This window comes from Anoxybacillus sp. FSL W8-0104 (assembly GCF_038004465.1).
GTDB lineage: Bacteria > Bacillota > Bacilli > Bacillales > Anoxybacillaceae > Anoxybacillus > Anoxybacillus flavithermus_G.
On record NZ_JBBOQU010000001.1, the window covers coordinates 274,463 to 292,611 of the forward strand.

Below are 18,149 nucleotides of genomic sequence, written 5' to 3' on the forward strand. Positions count from 1 at the left end.
GGGAGGAATTTCTCTTTCCCTAGCTGACAGTCTCTAAGCCTTTATTTTCTTTTAGCAATCAAAAATTGGTGGTTCACCGTAACAGCTACTTCTTCATCTGGGTTTACGCCTTTGATGCTGTATACCCAGCCAAAGTTCAAGTGAGTTCGTTTTTCATCCGTTTGATCGGGAATGACTTCGATCTTTCGCAGCTCTTTTTTACTCAAGATTTGATGATGCTCATTGATGGTAATCGTCTCCGCTACTTTCCCGATCGGTTTGTTCAATTGATTCCGATCGACTTTTGCTGCTTGAATCATGTACGTTCGGCCTTGATAGTGAATTTCTTGCAAATTTTCTTTGTTCAACTCGTATTTTGGTAATTTCCGATCGATCTCCATATTTTGTGTGGCTGTCCTTTTTAAGTTACTGACAAGTGAACAACCTGCTATAAAGAGGATTCCAATCAACATGAGGAGTAAGATAGAGTTTTTCATCGTTACTCTGAAACCTCCTTTTTTACCATCCCATTGAGAGGGAGCAGTGAACTTTCATTCATGTGGTTGATTTCCTTCCCAACGATGAAACCAGATCGAACCGATGATGGTGACGATGATGAAGCTTAGAAGGGCATAGGCTATTCCTTCCCATAATGATAGCGAAAAGGAACTTAATAACTGCGCCCCCAAGGTTTGCTTTACTTCGGGCATCATAAGAATCGGAAATTGTGAGAGACGAACAGCCCAAGCCCAAGGAATATAGCTCCATACGTGATCACCTAAGGAAGTTGCGCCAATCAGGGCAGAAATGAGAAATCCGCCGCTTCCTACTGCGATCGAGGCTCCCATTCCAAAGGCAAAGCTGATGAACAGATGCAAAGAAAAAAGGATGAGTGAGCCCACGATGGAGAGCATGGCTCCTTGCAAAAATAACTGATAATGAATGTGCGCCACTTTGAGTACGTATTTCATTCCAAAGAGCATGAGAATCGTCGCTAGCAAGATGTCCGCGCATGCAATAAAGATGAGCAGCGTGAGTTTGCCAACATACCATTGAACTTTGGATACAGGACCGGTCAAGATGTTCATGAAACTTCCTGCTTTTTCTTCTTGATAGGACATCAGCCCAGTCAGTAGGGAGATAATGATCGGTAAGGAAACGGCCATTACTTCAAAAAATCCTTGATAGATTTTCATCTGCCAAAACGTAGAAGTACGGTAGTGCGAAAAATACCATACCATAAAGAGAGAATAAATGATTGGCGTGATGATGACCATCATCCGAATCGCTGTGCGTTTTGTTTTTATCCATTCGGATGACAGAAGGCGAAGAAACGACATGTCAATACACTTCCTTTCGCGCAAACCAAACGGCGGTTAAAAAAGATAACAATAGAAACATGACAAGGGCGATCGCCAGGCCTATTGGAATGACAGAAGGATCCAATAGCGGACTCCCTTTTTCCAAAGGAACACCGTTCGGATGAACCCCGACGATCGGGCACATCATCCTCATTCCCCAGCTCCATGGGATGAACAGCCAATACGGTTGTGCGGCCATGACTACCCCTAAGGCGAGGCCAATGACACTGACAATGATCGAGACTACCATCCCGAACCGCTCGGCCACAAATAATCCGATCGGGATATAGGCTAAAGAGGTCAACCAAATGACCAAGCTGGCGAATACGGCGACCGTAGCTGATGAGAGGCTGTTGGGAAAAAGCCATTTCAATAAAACAAGTAAGATGATCAGCTCTATTGTTGAGAGCAACATATAATAGGCGATGACGGTGATTTTGCTCCACCATAGACGCACGATGCTAATGTCGTGACAACGCAACACTTTATCGTTTCCTGACTTTTTCTCCCTTACCGTTGACAAGGAAGCGATCAAGGCTGTTCCAATCGGAACAAAAATCAATGGCCACCAATTAAATACGGCATATTCAAAATAATTGTGTGTGGAATTTATAGTTGGCATGGTGATGATGGTGTACAGGACAAAGAAAAGCGGAGCGATGAATACAAGTTTTTTCGCAAACGTCCGCTTATATTTTAAACGTTCTGACTCGAACATATTGAGCATGATTTCTATCCTCCTTCATTACTCGTTCACTACATCGACAAAGAGTTTTTCGAGATCTTGGCTTTCGTCCATTTTCCCTTCGTACCTGAGTTTTCCGTTTTGGATAATGCCAATATAATCGGCTAATTGCTTAACTTCGGACAAAATATGGCTCGATAGAATGACGGTGATCCCGTTTTCGGTAAACGATTGAATGAGTTTTCGCAAGTCCTGTATGCCTAATGGGTCCAAGCCGTTTGTTGGTTCGTCGAGAATGAGCAGCTTTGGATGGTTTAAAAGAGCTTTGGCAATTCCTAATCGCTGTTTCATTCCGAGGGAAAATTGAGATGCTTTCTTTTTCCCTGTATTTTCTAAGCCGACGATGTTCAAAACTTCTTGGATCCGCGACTCAGGCAAACGAAGCAATTTAGCGTGAACAAGCAAGTTTTCATGAGCCGTTAGATTGCCGTAAAGAGCAGGGGATTCGATCAGCACACCGATATCTTTTAACTGTAGATGAGCAAATTCGCTAACATAAATTTACAACCAAACAAAAAAGGAGACATGAACCCGATTCCTTGGTTAAAATAGATGTGCCACAACTATCCACAAGGAGGTTCATGTCTCATGAATAGATTAGCACATCATCAAGGAATCCACAAGTTTTTCATAACGTTAGGGTTGGCGCTTTATTTCTCGAAACCTGTGATGAAGCATCTCGTTCATATCGTGGATGCGATGATTACAAAGGGCTTTTCGGGAACACTGACCGATCTACATCACGGGAGTTTTCATCCGAACCATCGCACGACACTGAGCCATTTTTTCACGAAAAGCCCATGGGAGGAAGAGACGCTGCTTCGCAAACTCCAGCAGTGGGTGCTTCATCGTGTCGAACGCAGCTCGAAACGAGAGAATCAACCCATTTTTGTTTCGATCGATGATACGATTTGCCAAAAAACGAAGCCCTCGTCACGGGCAACACACGCCATTCAAGGGTGTGATTGGCACTATTGTCACGCAGAGAAAAAATCGATTTGGGGACATTCTCTCGTTTGGCTCATGGTTCATACGATGACTCAAGCGTTTCCTTTTGCCTTTCGCCTCTACGACAAGACGGCGGGGAAAAGCAAAGGGGAACTCGCGATCGAGATGCTTTCTTCGTTGGATGTGAGTCGCCCCGTTTATGTGCTCATGGACTCTTGGTATCCATCGAAAACCCTCGTGGGAGCCTGCTTGAAAAAAGGGTTCCACGTCATCGCGATGCTGAAGACGAATCGGATTCTCTATCCAAAAGGGACGGCCATTCAAGCAAAAGAATTTGCCAAATCTATGGAGCCACGGGATACCCGCCTCGTCACGGTGGGAAAAGAGCGTTATCGGGTGTATCGCTACGAAGGCGCTCTGAACGGTCTCAAGGATGCCGTGGTGCTGCTCGCATGGAAAGCCGATCAGCCGATGACGCCGAAACATCTTCATTGCGTCTTGAGCACCGATCGCGAGCTAAGCGATGAAGAGATCTTGCGCTACTATGCTGCACGTTGGTCGATCGAATGTTTTTTCCGTCAAGCGAAAGACCAGCTGAAACTCGATGGATACCGCGTTCGCGGGCGTCGGGCGGTGAAACGGTATTGGATCTTGGTGCAACTTGCGTATATGTACAGCATGTTCGAGTCGAACAGTGATTTTTCGGATGGGCTCGATCTCCTGCGCAAGAGAAAAGGACATAGCCTCGTGGAGTTCATTTACCGTGCAGCGAAACAAAATATTCCCATTGATACCGTGAAAAAACAGCTCCACGTGGCATAAGGGGTACCCTGTTTGTCTCTTTTTAAATGGTAATTATTGTAACGAAAATTGCTCAACTACAGTTTTAAGTCTTTTCTGCTCCAAGGATGGCCGTTGATCATGATTTCCCCTTTCGTAGGACGCAAAAGCCCTGTCAGCATTTTTAAAAGGGTTGACTTTCCGGCTCCATTTGGTCCGAGCAATCCATAAACCGTCTGTTTCTTGACTTTAATGGATACATCATCTACGACGAGTTGTTTCCCAAACGCTTTGCTTACATGATGGGTCTCTAACATATACTCTCCCATGTTCATTCTCCTCCTATATATAGAAAATTGGGTGGTGATGTTGCTTTTAGCTGGCATTAGCGAAAGGAGCGATGGCGATATCCGTGCTGTGTTTCATATTAATGGTTCAATGTAATGTTTTTATAAGAAAATGAGCACATGGATGATGTTTTTTACAGATTGGGCTTCGTACCTTGGTTTATCGTTTGCTGTTGCCGTGATCAGCGCTCTTCATTGACCAGTGAATGAAAATGATTGGAAATATCGATGAATTTGAGCGGTTAAGCTGATGTCACACGTGGTGAGGAAACAGAATGGTCAAGGGGGATGTTGTGGGCGAACAGTGCCTGGCACTGTTCGAAAAACAAAGCGGCATTGCCATCGGACAATGCCGCTTTATTTTTATAGGTGTACAAGCTTTTGTAAAGTGCTTTCGACTTTAAATACACGGTTGTTTAATACTTGGATGCTCGATTCGTGGTCGGTGAGGGCAGGGAGTACTTTCTCTTCGAGTATGTTAGTTAAGCGGGTGATGTTTCCTTGCATGTTGTGGACATCGAGTGCGAGTGCATCGTATTTTGCGGCGAGCACCTCTTGACCATGACGAACCGCTTCACAAATCGCCTTCGTTTCGAGCGTTCTTTCGTCGAGTAGTTGCACTTTTTCGTCAAGTGCTAGGACTTTGCCATCGAGCGTTTGAACTTTCTCATCCAGCGCTTGAACTTTCTCGTCCAGTGCTTGTACTTGTTGGCGTAAGGAAGACACTTCTTTTTCTAGCACATCCACTCGTTTTTCTAGCGATTCGACTTTTTCGCGGGTTGCTTTGACTTCATGAAGAATTTCATAAAGCAACTGTTCCACCATTTCGTTCACCTCCTTTTCGTTTCCATTTTACACGAATCGACAGCGGATGACTAGCGAACATGTTCATTTTTTAGGCAAGCTACTTGAGGAGCACATTTTCCCAACGACGTTTTAGTAGAGAACGAATAGCGAATCGATTACAATGATAGTAGATGAATGATAGAAGGGGAGCGAAAGATGGATACGTCGTGGCTAAAGCCGATTACGGAGGCGAAATATTTAGTAGTGGATAACGCGTACCGGTACCGCGCGATTTTACGCTATTTTTATACGCAACACGAACGAATGCGGCAATATTTGTTTCCAGAAGAAGTGTACGCTTTTTTAAAACAATTCGATGAATTTCAAGATTACACAGAAGAAGAGCTGCAACAAGACCTAGAGCAGCTCGTCAAATGGAGAAACTTAATCGCTAGACAAGAAACGGGTCATATTCGGACGATTGAGGAATTTAAAAAGAAACGGTTTCGCTATCAATGCAGCCCATATACGGTTGAAATCGAACGAATGATTCGTACGCTTGAGCAGCTAGGGGATACGTTCGGTGGATCGCTCGAAAAAACGCGGTTTGACCGCTTGTATGCGTCGCTTGTCCGAATGGAATCGATTATCCACGATGGATTTGCCGAAAAAAGGGAAGAAATGAATCAAGTGTGGGAAGAAACGTTTGATTATTTTAAAAAAATCATCCAAAATTCTGCCGACTATATTGCCTATTTAAACGGAGAAAACATGGAAGAACGGATGATGTCTGATTCATTTCTCGTCTATAAAGAACAGTTTACCGCTTATTTGCGCGATTTTATCGTCGCATTGCAAAAAACGTCGATGCAAATTGAAAAACTGCTCGAAGACTTGCCTGAGGACGGTGTTCGCCGTTTTATTGAGGAAGTGGTCGCTTACCAGCTTGCCATTCCACGCTTTGAAGGGGCGATTCTTTCGCGTGAACAGCTAGTAGAAGAGAAATTAGACACGTGGCGCAGTTTAAGCGAATGGTTTTTAGGACGAAACGGGCATGAAAGCGAACTGTCGTTTTTACAAAAGCAGACAAACGAAGCGATTCGGCGAATGACGCGCGTCGTTCAGCGCTTAGGGGAACGTCATCACCACTTCCGCAGCCGAAAAAAAGATTACTTGCATTTAGCGAAATGGTTTTCTTCATTAGAAACGATAGAAGAAGCGCATAAATTATCGGCGGTTGTGTTCGGCTGTTTTCATACAAAGCACATCGTCGCCGAAAACGATGCAACGGAAAATATGTACCGCGATATTTGGGAGGAACAGCCGGCAGAATGGCTCGTAAAACCGCGCGTTCGCCACTACCGAGAAAAGAAAAAGCCAGAAGCAATGATTGATCGGCGGAAAGAAAAAGAGGAAACGATGGCCGCCTACTTAGCAGCGAAACAACAGGAGGAAGAAGAACTCACACAGCTTATAAACGACGGAAAAATTGTACTTCAGGAGCTACCGGTCGTTGCTCCGCATATTCGCAAAACGCTGCTCGGGTGGATTGCAAAAGCGATGGGGCGAGAAGACCGGACGGTGCAAACGGAAAACGGATGGAAAGTGAAAGTAGTCCAACGTGAAGGGACGATTATACTGAAAGCAGAAGATGGTACGTTAATGATGCCAAATTACGAAATCCATTTGCTAGACTAGGAGAAGAGAGAATGGAAAAAGAGTTCGATGAGAAAGCGAAAGAAGCGTTAACGGCGCTGTTTGAACAGTTTTGGATTGTTCGGGAAAAAGAGCCGGAACTTTTTCAAAAAATACGAGAACGTGAAAAAGTGCTAAAGCGGTATGTGCAAGAGAAATTCGGCTATCGGCTCATTGTCCACCGCTATTTTGCTAAGCTCGAAAAAATACCAGCCGAACCAGAAGCGTGGATGGGAATGGAGTCGTTTCAAGAACCGCTCGACTACGCGTTATTTTGTTGCTTGTTAGCATATTTAGAAGGAAAAGCAGTCGAAGAAAAATTTTTATTGTCTGATGTATGCGAAGAAATAAAAGCGATGTATCCAGGCGAAACGGCGCTCGATTGGACGAACTACCAACATCGTCGCGCGTTAATTCGCGTCTTAAAAACAGCCGAGCAAATCGGGATTATACATCACGTCGACGGGGAAGTTGAGGCGTTTGCCAATCAAGAAGACGAAGAAGCGTTGTATGAAGTTCCTGTACTGTCCCGCTATTTTATGCGATCCTATCCGAAAGACTTCATTCAATATGAAACGATCGAGCAACTGTTGGAGGAAGAGTGGAAAGTGTCACCCGACGACTACCGCCGCCACTTTATTTATCGGCAGCTCTTTTTATCTCCTGTTGTATATCGTCGGCAAAAAGACGACCCAAACTTTTATTATTTGCGCAACTTCCGCCATCGACTGCGCGATGACATCGAGGCGCATACCGATTTTCGCTACGAACTATATAAAAATGCAGCCTTGCTGACGATTCCAGAACGGCAACATGTGTATACGTTATTTCCAGATCAAAAGGGAACGTCGGATATTATCCTTCATTTTGCCTCTGTCGTTCGCGCTCATTTGGACAACTATCCACCGGATGAATACGGGCAAATCCACGTGACGATGTCCGATTTTCGGCAGTTGCTTCACCGGTGCAGCGAGCAGTATGGCGAAGGCTGGAGCAAAACGTATCGAGAAATGACATTGGCACAACTTTCATCTGAACTGCTCTCTGCTTTAAAAGAATGGAAGATGGCAGAATATGAACAGGAAACGGGCATGGTGACTCTTTATCCGCTGCTTGGACGGCTTGTTGGTCGATATCCAGACGACTTTACAACGAAAGGAAGAGACGATGATGACGAATAAATGGGTGCTTCATCGCGCGGGATTGATAAATTTTTGGTATTACGACGAGCAATATTTCGAATTTGCTGACGGGAAGTTGTTGTTGCGCGGGACGAACGGCTCTGGGAAGTCAGTAACGATGCAAAGCTTGCTTCCTGTCTTATTGGACGGGAAAAAAACGCCCGACCGGCTTGACCCGTTCGGTTCACGGGCACGAAAAATGGAAGATTACTTGCTTGGCGAAAAGGAAATTGTCGATCGCGATGAGCGGACAGGTTATTTGTTTTTAGAATATAAACGAAAGCAGACGGACCAATATGTGACAACGGGAATCGGGTTGCGGGCAAAGCGACAAAAAAATATGGATTTTTGGGGGTTCGTCATTTTTGATAACCGCCGCATCGGTCGCGATTTATTTTTATATAAAACGGAAAAATCAGCGGATGGAACGGAAAAAATCCCGCTCACCAAACGCGAACTGGCGAATGTACTTGGCAACGGCGGAACGGTCGTGGATTCACAAAAAGAATATATGGAGCTCGTCAATAAGCACGTCTTCCGATTTGAATCGATGGAGGCGTTTCAAGAATTAATTGAGCTATTGATTCAATTGCGTAGCCCGAAGCTATCGAAGGATTTCAAGCCAACGGTCATTTACGAGATTTTAGAAAGCTCGCTCCCCGCGTTGACAGACGATGAGTTGCGCCATTTATCGGAAACGATTGAAAATATGGACCAAACGAAACAGCAGCTAGAGCAGCTAGAGCGCGATGAGCAATCACTAAAACGGCTTTGTGCGCAATATCGAGCGTATAACGAGTATATGATTGCGGAAAAAGCAAGCGAATGGATAAAGGCTGACAAACAAGTGAAGCGGCTAGCAGAAGAAGAAAAGCAATGGCTTGCGGAGGAACAGGAAAAGCAAGCGCACCTTGTCGCTTTGAGCGAATACATTCAAACGCTTGCAAACGAACAGGACGTATTGCATCAACGAGAATTAGAATTAGCGAGCCACGAAGTGTTTCAAGCGGCGAAAGAATATGAGCGAGTCCAACAAGAAATACGCGACATTCATGACAAGCAACAAAAACTATTGCGGCAAATCGATGAAAAAGAGCAGCTCGAACGCCGCTATAAGCGCCAGTTAGAAGAAGACGAAGACCGGCGGTATCAGATAGAAAAGCAACTCACGCAGCAAGTAGAAGACTTACGGCATGATGCGATGGAAAGTTCCTTCTCTTCCCATGCTCTTAACGAAGCGGACTTTGCTCGACAGCGCCAAACGAAATTTGATTTTACCGTCTGGAAGCGAGAAGGACAAGAATACGTTGAAAAACTAGAACAAACGATTGCGCTTTGGCGCCGCCATGATGAAATGAAGGCGCGCTATGAAGAAACGAGTAAAGAGGCAGGGGAGCTGCAGCGGGAAGTAGACGAATTGCGCCATGAAGAAGCGAAATGGCTCGAACTGTTAGAAAACGAAAAAGCGCGTTTCCAACAAGAAGTATTTCGCTGGCTCGAACAATGCCAAGACGTTTCCGTACCGGAACCCTCTGTCCAACTATTTTTACAGCGTCTTCACGAACTATACGAAACGTATCACGTCGATGAGATGAAGCAACCGTTTACGGAAGCGTATTACGAAGCACTCAATCGAAAAAACGAAGAAAAAATGAAGCAAAAGCATACGTGCACGTTATTAGAGGAAAAAATCGCCTCAAAAGAAGCCGAATGGAACCAATGGAAAACGCAAAAAGACCCCGAGCTCATGCGCGATGAACAAACGATCGCAGCGCGGGCGGAGTTAGACGAAAAAGGGATTGCTTTTGTCCCGTTTTATGCAGGGGTGGAATTTCAAGACCATGTACCAGAACCGCTTCGGGAGCGGATTGAATCGGCATTGTATCATGCAGGGCTACTTGATGCGTTAATTACAGAAACCGATGTCGAAGTAACGTGTGACCGAGTGATTGTTCCACGTCCTGTCGAATTGGCGCATACATTAGCAGACTATTTGCAGCCAGATGTAGATGAAGGATGCAAAGTGTCCAAAACGCGCATTAACGAAGTACTTCAAAGCATCGTTCTTGCCGATAGAGAAATGGACGGAACGTTTATGCTTCATGAAGAAGGGCGTTATACGCTCGGCTTAATCAAAGGGCATGCCCCGGCGCGGGAAAAAGCGTTGTTTATCGGACGCACTGCCCGCAAGCGTTGGCGGCTAGAAAAGATCGCCGCACTCGAAGCAGAACTCCACGAACTTCGCACCCAGCTTCATGAGGGAACCGACATGCTAAAACAGCTCGAGCAGACGATTGCGCAAATAACCCGCTGGTTTCGTGCCTTTCCAACCGACCGCGACATGCGCGCAGCCTTTGAAGAACGAGAAAAAACGAAGCGAATGATAATAAGCAAACAACGCGAATGGGAAAAGAAAAACGAAAAGTTAGCCCAGCTTGCCCGCGATTGGCAACAAGCAAAACAAACGTTGCGCGAGCAAACCGAGGGGCTCGATTTAGAGTTTTCCAAGGACGGCTATGAACAGGCGCTTGTTTTTATGAAATCGTATATGCGTGGGCTTCATGAATTGCAAATGACCCATCGGGAGTTTCTCCATTTGCTCGACATGATTCATCATCGGACAGAGCAGTTAGAAACGTTGCAACAAGAAATCGATGAAACGAAAGGCGAACGGCATATGCTCGCAAAAGAGCAGCAAAAACTCGAACTGAAGCGACAAGAAATCGAGCGGACGCTGCAACTAATGGGCGCAGAAGAAGTTCAAGCGGAAATTCAGCGCGTCCGCGACCGGTTGGCATTTTTGCAGCGAGAAATGCCAGCGAAAATGAACGAGCGCATTGCGCTAGAGCATGAGCTGAAAGCCATTCGTGAAAAATGCGAACAGCTTTCGGTGAAAGAAACGTTCGCAAAGCGGCTAGCGGAGGCGTGGAAGCGGTCGTTTGCGCGAGAGCTTTCCCTTGAGCTTGTAGAGCTTCACGGTTCTGATTGGTTGGAAAAAGCAAAAGAAGCGATGCAGCAATACGGGGTGCTAGCGAAAGAAGCTCGAACGTCGCTTGTGAACCGATTAAATAGCGTCTTTTTCCAAGAGTCGGCGAATTTAACGGAATACCGGCTCAGCCAAGAGCCTGTCGCAGCTGAGGAGGACAATTTGTTTACGGATATCGAGCTAGATGAAGAAATGGAATTAAAAGTATCCGGATGGAGAGAAAAGCAAGACCGCATCGTCCTTTTGCTTGATTATAAAGGGCAGCGCGTATCACCATTTTATGTATTGCGTGAAATCGAGCACGACATTTTCTTGCAGCGGGAATATATGAAAGAGCAAGACCGCGAATTGTATGAAGAAATTATTTTAAAAACGATCGGTCGAATTTTGCGCAGCCGCATTCAACGGGCGGAGCGTTGGGTAAAAGATATGAACGAACTAATGCAACAGCTCGACACGTCTTCTGGGTTGGTGTTGTTTATTCAATGGAAGCCGCGCACCGCGGAAACGGAAGAAGAGATGGATACGAAAGAGCTTGTCGAGTTGTTGCGGATGAACTCGCGGCTATTAAAAGAGGAAGATTTGCAGCGAGTGACGAAACATTTCCGCTCGAAAATTCATCGAGCGCGCGAATTGCTAGAAGAGCGCGGCCAAGGAAATACGCTCCACCAAATTATTAAAGAAGTATTAGACTATCGGAAATGGTTTTCATTTACCCTTTATTACCAAAAAACGAATGAACCGAAACGAGAGTTGACGAACCAACGGTTCTATCAATTTAGCGGTGGGGAGAAAGCGATGGCGATGTATATTCCGTTGTTTGCCGCGACGTATTCGCGTTATCAAGAAGCAGCAGACGATGCGCCGTACATTATTTCGTTGGATGAAGCGTTCGCGGGGGTAGACGAAAATAATATTCGCAATATGTTCGGGCTTGTCGAGCAGCTTGGGTTTAACTATGTGATGAACTCGCAAGCGCTCTGGGGCGATTATGATACCGTTCCGGCGCTATCGATTTGCGAACTCGTTCGTCCGAAAAATGCTTCGTTCGTGACGGTCATTCGCTATTATTGGAACGGAAAAATAAAGCAGCTTGTTACGGATGAAAAGTTAGCGGCAATGATGAGAGGGGGATCGCATTGAATCGGGTAGAGGAAGCGGTGCAATTTTTTCGCGGTGAACGTTCGTTTCACCGCCTTTTTTGCGAAATGAAAAAGAAATACGAATCGCTTGGTCGCATAGGGGGCACAATTTCCGTTTCGTCTTTTTCGGCGGAGGAAAAGGAAGCGATCGCGTCGTTTTTTGGCAAAGAAATGAGCCGCGTGTCGCTCGCGGCGTTTGAACAACAGCTTGCGAATACAAGGTTTGCCGGCATTTCTCTCGTGGAGTTGCTGTCATGCTATTTTGGCGAGCCGCTCGTAACGAAAAAAGAGCAACAACAAGAAATAGAGCGGGAAAAGGAAGCCTATTTTACCCGGCTTATGAATACGTATCGAGCACAGCGCGATTGGTTGATGGCGGTAGAAAAGCAGCGGTTTGTGCAATTAGCGTATCAACAAAATCATCACGCGTTAGAGGCGGCGCTTTCTGCTGTTTGCCGCGCGCTCGAACAGCTTCCGTCCACCTACGTTCGCTTGCCCGTTTTTGCGCAAAAAGTAGCGAACGATCCGCATATGTTTGATTTGCATACACTTGCAGGGAAGCTATTGCTTTCGGCGCTCGAATTTTATACGGACACCGAGTACGACCTTTCGGCGGTCGAAGACGTGAACGAACTATTGCAGTCGTATCGGCTGTTGCGGGAAGATGTATTAAACTTTGTGACATGCGCTGGCGTGATGGCAGAAACAGAGAAAGGCCGCCATCCTGTTTTCGCTGCCGCATGTGCAACGAATACGGCGCTAAATGTGCCGTTACGGGAAGTGATGCCGCTAGTGCGGGCGTATCCGTCTGTAGGAAACAACGTCTTTGTCGTCGAAAATGCTGGTGTGTTTTCGACGCTGTTAGATGCGAACGTACCGCTCATTAGCACAAACGGTCAATTGAATTTAGCGACGAGGTGGCTGTTTGATTTACTCGTAAAAGAAGGGGTTACCTTTTATTATTCGGGCGATTTTGACCCGGAAGGACTAAAAATGGCGCAGCGCCTTGTCGAGCGGTACGGTTCATCTGTTCGGCTTTGGCATTACGACTGTTCTGATTATTTGGCGACCAAACCGACCGTCCCGCTATCCGATGAACGTTTGGCGAAACTGCAATCGGTGACGCTTCATGACTTGCAGCCAGTAAAACAAGAAATATTGCGGCGGAAAAAAGCAGGATACCAAGAGGCGCTTGTGGAACAGTTGAGGAGGGAGGTGAAGGGAAGGTAAAGGATCTATTTAAATATGATTGATCTAAATATAAAAACACTCACTCATTTGACGAAACTAGTCGTCGTAGATATGGTAAAAAGAAACGAAGGGAAAATTTTAAACGTTGCATCAACGGCTGCTTTCCAACCAGGACCATTAATGGCTGTACATTATGCGACGAAAGCGTATGTGTTATCTTTTTCAGAAGCGTTAAGTAACGAGTTGCGACACACGAATATCACTGTCAACAACCCAATGACTAAAGTCATGGGCTTGTAAGCCCCATGTTGACCAGACCAAGGCTTGAAACAGAGCCTACGTTATAGATGTCATGACACGTTCGGGTGCTTCTCCAGCCCGTTCCTCTGTCGTGCAAGGTTAAACAAGCGTGGTGGGTAGCGCTAGTGTCTTGCACATAACAAGCATCTATAACATGGTCGAGGAGAATATGACCTGCTTTATGCAGAGGAAAGGGGAGAACCCTATGGTTTTTGTGTTAGACACAAACAAACGTCCGCTTGCTCCTTGTCACGAAGCAGTTGCAAGAAAGCTGTTGAAACAAGGGAAGGCGGCGATTTACAGGCGATTTCCATTTACCATCATCTTGAAAAAATCAGTAGACGAATCAGAAATTAAAGCAACATATCGGCTAAAAATCGACTATGGAAGCAGGCATACAGGATTAGCGATTTTGCGAGGACAAGAAGTGGTATGGTTAGGGCAACTTGACCATCGCACAGACATCAAGGAAAGAATAGATAAAAGGCGTGCTTTTCGTCGAGCAAGACGAAATCGAAAAACAAGATACAGAAAACCACGCTTTCTGAACCGCAAGCGAAAGGAGGGGTGGTTGCCGTCATCACTAGAGAGTCGTGTGCAAAATATCCAAACATGGGTTAACCGCCTAAAGAAGTTATGCCCCATTGGGTATATATCATACGAAAATGCCAAATTCGACACGCAACTCATGCGAAATCCTGAAATCAATGGTGTAGAGTATCAACAAGGCACGCTACAAGGATATGAAGTACGGGAGTATTTGCTTGAAAAGTTTGGGCGGAAGTGTTGTTATTGCGGAAAAGAAAATGTTCCACTTGAAGTGGAGCATATCATTCCAAAATCGAGAGGTGGAACAGACCGAGTGGATAACCTATGTCTTGCCTGTCATGACTGTAATCAGCGCAAAGGAAGTAAGACAGCAGAAGAATTCGGGTATCCGCACATTCAAAAGCAAGTCAAAGAATCATTAAAGGATGCAAGTGCTATCAACTCGACAAGATGGAAAGCGTATGAAGTGTTAAAGCAGACAGGATTAGATGTCGAGTGTGGAACAGGTGCACGAACAAAAATGAATCGTATTCGTTTAGACTTGCCGAAAACACATTATTTTGACGCTTGTTGTGTAGGCGAAAGCACAACAAATCACTTATATTTCAAAACAAAAGAAGTGTTATTTATCAAGGCAAAAGGGCGTGGTAGTCGCTCTCGTACAAACCTAGATAGATATGGCTTCCCAAGAGGTTATCTTGCAAGACAAAAATTCTTCTTTGGTTTTCAAACAGGGGACATGGTTAAGGCTGTTGTCCCAAGAGGGAAATATCAAGGCGTTTGGTTTGGCGAAGTCGCATGTAGAAAGACTGGAAGTTTCGATATTAAAGGCAAGGACGGAAAGCGTATCGCACAAGGAATAAATTATAGATATGTCCAAGTCATTCAGCGATTTGACGGATATGCTTATGGAAAGGGGGTGGCGGAACTTGCGTAAGGTGCAATTCCTCCCCGTGCCTAAAGGCAGGGGCTTCCTTGCGTAAGTTTCGTGATGGATGTTAAACAAGTGGTGGAGGCTGGGTACAAAGGGGTAATGAACAATAAAACCGTCATTATTCCGGGGATGGCGAATAAACTCCTTGCATTTAGTGTTCGTTTTATGTCACGAATATTGTCAGAAAGGTTCAAGATCGGGTGTGACGAGGGTGAAATAAATGAACGAGTTGCTCAAGAAACAAAAACGTTATTTCCATACAGGAGAAACGCTTTCTCTTGATTTTCGTTTAAAACAGTTAACACGATTAAAAGAAACGATACAAAAATATGAACAGACGATTACTGATACGTTAAAAAAGGAGTTGCATAAATCACCGTTTGAAGCGTATACAACAGAAATCGGTATCGTTTATGAAGAGATTCGCTTTATCACGAAGCGACTGGGCGATTGGGTAAAACCACAACGTGTGCCGACACCGTTGACGCACTTCGGGTCAAAAAGTTACATATATCCAGAGCCATATGGAGTAAGCCTAATCATTGCGCCGTGGAACTATCCGTTTCAGCTTGCGATCAGTCCACTTATCGGCGCGATTGCGGCAGGAAATTGTGCGGTAGTGAAGCCGTCTGAATATACGCCAGAAATGTCGGCATTGCTGAAAACAATCATTTCAGAAGCGTTTCCAGAGGAGTATGTTGCTGTTGTAGAGGGAGGAGTAGACGTTAGCCAACAGCTGTTAGATTTACGTTTTGATCATATTTTTTTCACAGGAAGCGTGCCGGTCGGAAAAATCGTCATGGCAGCTGCGGCAAAGCATTTGACGCCTGTTACATTAGAACTCGGCGGAAAAAGTCCAGCGGTCGTCGACGCCTCCGCGCATATTGATTTAGCTGCCAAACGAATCGTATGGGGAAAATTTTTGAATGCTGGGCAAACGTGTATTGCACCTGATTATGTGCTCGTTCATATTTCGGTGAAATCTTTGTTGATTGAGCGAATGAAGCAGTATATAGAGCAATTATACGGTGATAAAGATGCGTACGGTCGTATTGTTACTGTTCGTCATGCTGAACGGCTCGTGCGTTTTTTAACAAATGGTATCGTTGTACATGGTGGAACGTATGACATTGAACAACGTTGGATCGAGCCGACGTTGCTAGACGATGTGACGTGGGACGATGACATTATGCAAGAAGAAATTTTTGGGCCGATATTGCCGATTCTTACGTTTGGGACGATTGATGAAGCGATTCAAATGATCAACGATTACGAAAAGCCGCTTGCGCTTTATTTGTTTTCAGAAGATCGCGATGTGCAACAACAAGTATTACAACAAGTTCGTTTCGGCGGTGGTTGTATAAACGATACGGTTGTACACGTTGCCAATCCTCATTTGCCCTTCGGTGGTGTTGGACAAAGCGGCATCGGTACATACCATGGAAAAGCAAGCTTTGATGCATTTACTCATTACAAAAGCGTGCTCAAACAGACGACGAAATTTGATATCCCGTTGCGTTACCCAAACTTTCCACATGCGCTCAAATGGGTGCGGAAGTTATTGAGATGAAAAAAGGCTGATCCAAAGTACGGATTTGTATTATCCCCTACAGGTAGCCAACAAAAAAGTGGACATTTGTTATGGTGTTCTTAAGAGTCTACCTGGAAGGGGTTTTTATGACCAAATGTAAATTATCAATTTATCCTTGAATAAGACACCTAAGGTCATAGTTCCCCTGAGGTTATTGCTGTGGTATGATGTATCCGTCGTATTCTTCAACGGAACGAAAGTCATAGTTCCCCTGAGGTTATTGCTGTGGTATGATAGATCAACTTTTAAAATTGTCATATTGTCAGTCATAGTTCCCCTGAGGTTATTGCTGTGGTATGATCATGATAAATGGAGAAAACACTAGTAATTGGTCATAGTTCCCCTGAGGTTATTGCTGTGGTATGATATTAGAAATACAAAATAAATTATTACGTCAGTCATAGTTCCCCTGAGGTTATTGCTGTGGTATGATATTGATATTGTTAATTTATTCAAACTAATTGTCATAGTTCCCCTGAGGTTATTGCTGTGGTATGATATTGCCCAGTCAATATACTTTTTCATCATGGTCATAGTTCCCCTGAGGTTATTGCTGTGGTATGATAAAAATAGGCGAGTGCATGACCAGATGCAAGTCATAGTTCCCCTGAGGTTATTGCTGTGGTATGATCGACTATCGGTTTTACATCGATGAAGGGGTGTCATAGTTCCCCTGAGGTTATTGCTGTGGTATGATATTAGCGTTTGATCATGGCGACATTGAAAAGTCATAGTTCCCCTGAGGTTATTGCTGTGGTATGATAGAATAAAATTCTACTATCTCGTCAATCAGTCATAGTTCCCCTGAGGTTATTGCTGTGGTATGATAAAACGGAAGTAAAGATTATGTTTCACCAAGTCATAGTTCCCCTGAGGTTATTGCTGTGGTATGATTGCGCGCGTATGCAGGAGCTGGAGGAGCGGTCATAGTTCCCCTGAGGTTATTGCTGTGGTATGATTATAAAATGAAAATTATTGCTGTTGAGGTTGTCATAGTTCCCCTGAGGTTATTGCTGTGGTATGATTGTCAACTAATCGTTGATATAAATGTTTTAGTCATAGTTCCCCTGAGGTTATTGCTGTGGTATGATACGTTATCGTTACAAGTCAACGCATTTCGAGTCATAGTTCCCCTGAGGTTATTGCTGTGGTATGATAATCCTTAATAAAAGTATGGAGCAGGCGGAGTCATAGTTCCCCTGAGGTTATTGCTGTGGTATGATGTGTTCGTCACGCAGTTGCAACTCCGTGCGGTCATAGTTCCCCTGAGGTTATTGCTGTGGTATGATGAATTCAATACGATAGAAAACAATGTAAGAGTCATAGTTCCCCTGAGGTTATTGCTGTGGTATGATTCAAGAAACAAAAGTATTATTCGCTTTAGGTCATAGTTCCCCTGAGGTTATTGCTGTGGTATGATTATATAAGGAGAGTGTTAATCATGACAACAGTCATAGTTCCCCTGAGGTTATTGCTGTGGTATGATTGTTCATGCGTTCTTCTATGTATTTTTGTTGTCATAGTTCCCCTGAGGTTATTGCTGTGGTATGATACGTGCATCAAAAAGCCTGTAATATGAACGATTACAGGCTTTTTGATCGTTTTAAAAAAAACGTGAGAAGGGGAGAAGAGTT

Annotated in this window: 11 protein-coding genes, 3 pseudogenes and 1 CRISPR repeat array; of the genes and pseudogenes, 8 read left to right on the top strand and 6 right to left on the bottom strand. The window is 44.7% G+C overall.

Annotated elements, in window-relative coordinates; translation table 11 throughout:
- Positions 1–41: 41 nt before the first annotated feature.
- From NST18_RS01555 to NST18_RS01570, 4 genes and pseudogenes are all read right to left on the bottom strand, one after another.
- Positions 42–452 (bottom strand): NisI/SpaI family lantibiotic immunity lipoprotein, encoded by a 411-nt coding sequence (locus NST18_RS01555; protein WP_340721151.1) that lies wholly within the window; start codon positions 450–452, stop codon positions 42–44.
- Between the two features lie 78 nt (positions 453–530).
- Positions 531–1,319: a lantibiotic immunity ABC transporter MutG family permease subunit gene (locus NST18_RS01560; protein ID WP_004888811.1), complete on the bottom strand. Its 789-nt coding sequence runs from the start codon at positions 1,317–1,319 to the stop codon at positions 531–533.
- A 1-nt stretch (position 1,320) separates the two neighbouring features.
- Complete coding sequence (locus NST18_RS01565; RefSeq protein ID WP_004888812.1) at positions 1,321–2,067, bottom strand: lantibiotic immunity ABC transporter MutE/EpiE family permease subunit; 747 nt, start codon at positions 2,065–2,067, stop codon at positions 1,321–1,323.
- Positions 2,068–2,085: 18 nt separating this feature from the next.
- Positions 2,086–2,556 (bottom strand): annotated as a pseudogene (locus NST18_RS01570) (ATP-binding cassette domain-containing protein); the annotation flags it as partial.
- A 117-nt stretch (positions 2,557–2,673) separates the two neighbouring features.
- Here NST18_RS01570 and NST18_RS01575 point away from each other — a divergent pair.
- Complete coding sequence (locus tag NST18_RS01575) at positions 2,674–3,855, top strand: IS701 family transposase (RefSeq protein WP_088223288.1); 1,182 nt, start codon at positions 2,674–2,676, stop codon at positions 3,853–3,855.
- A gap of 62 nt (positions 3,856–3,917) precedes the next feature.
- On the opposite strand, the pseudogene NST18_RS01580 reads toward NST18_RS01575, so the two are convergent.
- Both NST18_RS01580 and NST18_RS01585 read right to left on the bottom strand, forming a co-directional pair.
- Positions 3,918–4,142, bottom strand: a pseudogene (locus NST18_RS01580) (ATP-binding cassette domain-containing protein); the annotation flags it as partial.
- 381 nt (positions 4,143–4,523) lie between these two features.
- Positions 4,524–4,985: a hypothetical protein gene (locus NST18_RS01585; protein ID WP_004888814.1), complete on the bottom strand. Its 462-nt coding sequence runs from the start codon at positions 4,983–4,985 to the stop codon at positions 4,524–4,526.
- Between the two features lie 177 nt (positions 4,986–5,162).
- Here NST18_RS01585 and NST18_RS01590 point away from each other — a divergent pair, with 177 nt between their 5' ends.
- The 7 genes and pseudogenes from NST18_RS01590 to NST18_RS01620 all read left to right on the top strand — a co-directional run bounded on the left by NST18_RS01590 (position 5,163) and on the right by NST18_RS01620 (position 16,494).
- Positions 5,163–6,644: a TIGR02677 family protein gene (locus NST18_RS01590; RefSeq protein ID WP_192952500.1), complete on the top strand. Its 1,482-nt coding sequence runs from the start codon at positions 5,163–5,165 to the stop codon at positions 6,642–6,644.
- An 11-nt stretch (positions 6,645–6,655) separates the two neighbouring features.
- Positions 6,656–7,822: a TIGR02678 family protein gene (locus NST18_RS01595; protein ID WP_064221317.1), complete on the top strand. Its 1,167-nt coding sequence runs from the start codon at positions 6,656–6,658 to the stop codon at positions 7,820–7,822.
- On the top strand, positions 7,812–11,951 hold the full coding sequence (locus NST18_RS01600; RefSeq protein ID WP_004888817.1) for a TIGR02680 family protein: 4,140 nt from the start codon (positions 7,812–7,814) through the stop codon (positions 11,949–11,951). Before NST18_RS01595 ends, NST18_RS01600 begins: the two co-directional genes overlap by 11 nt.
- Complete coding sequence (locus NST18_RS01605; protein ID WP_192951503.1) at positions 11,948–13,180, top strand: TIGR02679 family protein; 1,233 nt, start codon at positions 11,948–11,950, stop codon at positions 13,178–13,180. Before NST18_RS01600 ends, NST18_RS01605 begins: the two co-directional genes overlap by 4 nt.
- Positions 13,181–13,189: 9 nt before the next feature.
- Positions 13,190–13,411, top strand: a pseudogene (locus NST18_RS01610) (SDR family NAD(P)-dependent oxidoreductase); the annotation flags it as partial.
- A gap of 235 nt (positions 13,412–13,646) precedes the next feature.
- Positions 13,647–14,927: an RNA-guided endonuclease IscB gene (gene iscB / locus NST18_RS01615; protein ID WP_006321416.1), complete on the top strand. Its 1,281-nt coding sequence runs from the start codon at positions 13,647–13,649 to the stop codon at positions 14,925–14,927.
- Between the two features lie 217 nt (positions 14,928–15,144).
- Positions 15,145–16,494, top strand: a complete 1,350-nt coding sequence (locus NST18_RS01620; RefSeq protein WP_192951605.1) for an aldehyde dehydrogenase — start codon at positions 15,145–15,147, stop codon at positions 16,492–16,494.
- A 154-nt stretch (positions 16,495–16,648) separates the two neighbouring features.
- Positions 16,649–18,067: direct repeats of the CRISPR family, unit length 36 nt; unit sequence GTCATAGTTCCCCTGAGGTTATTGCTGTGGTATGAT.
- Positions 18,068–18,149 lie beyond the last annotated feature (82 nt).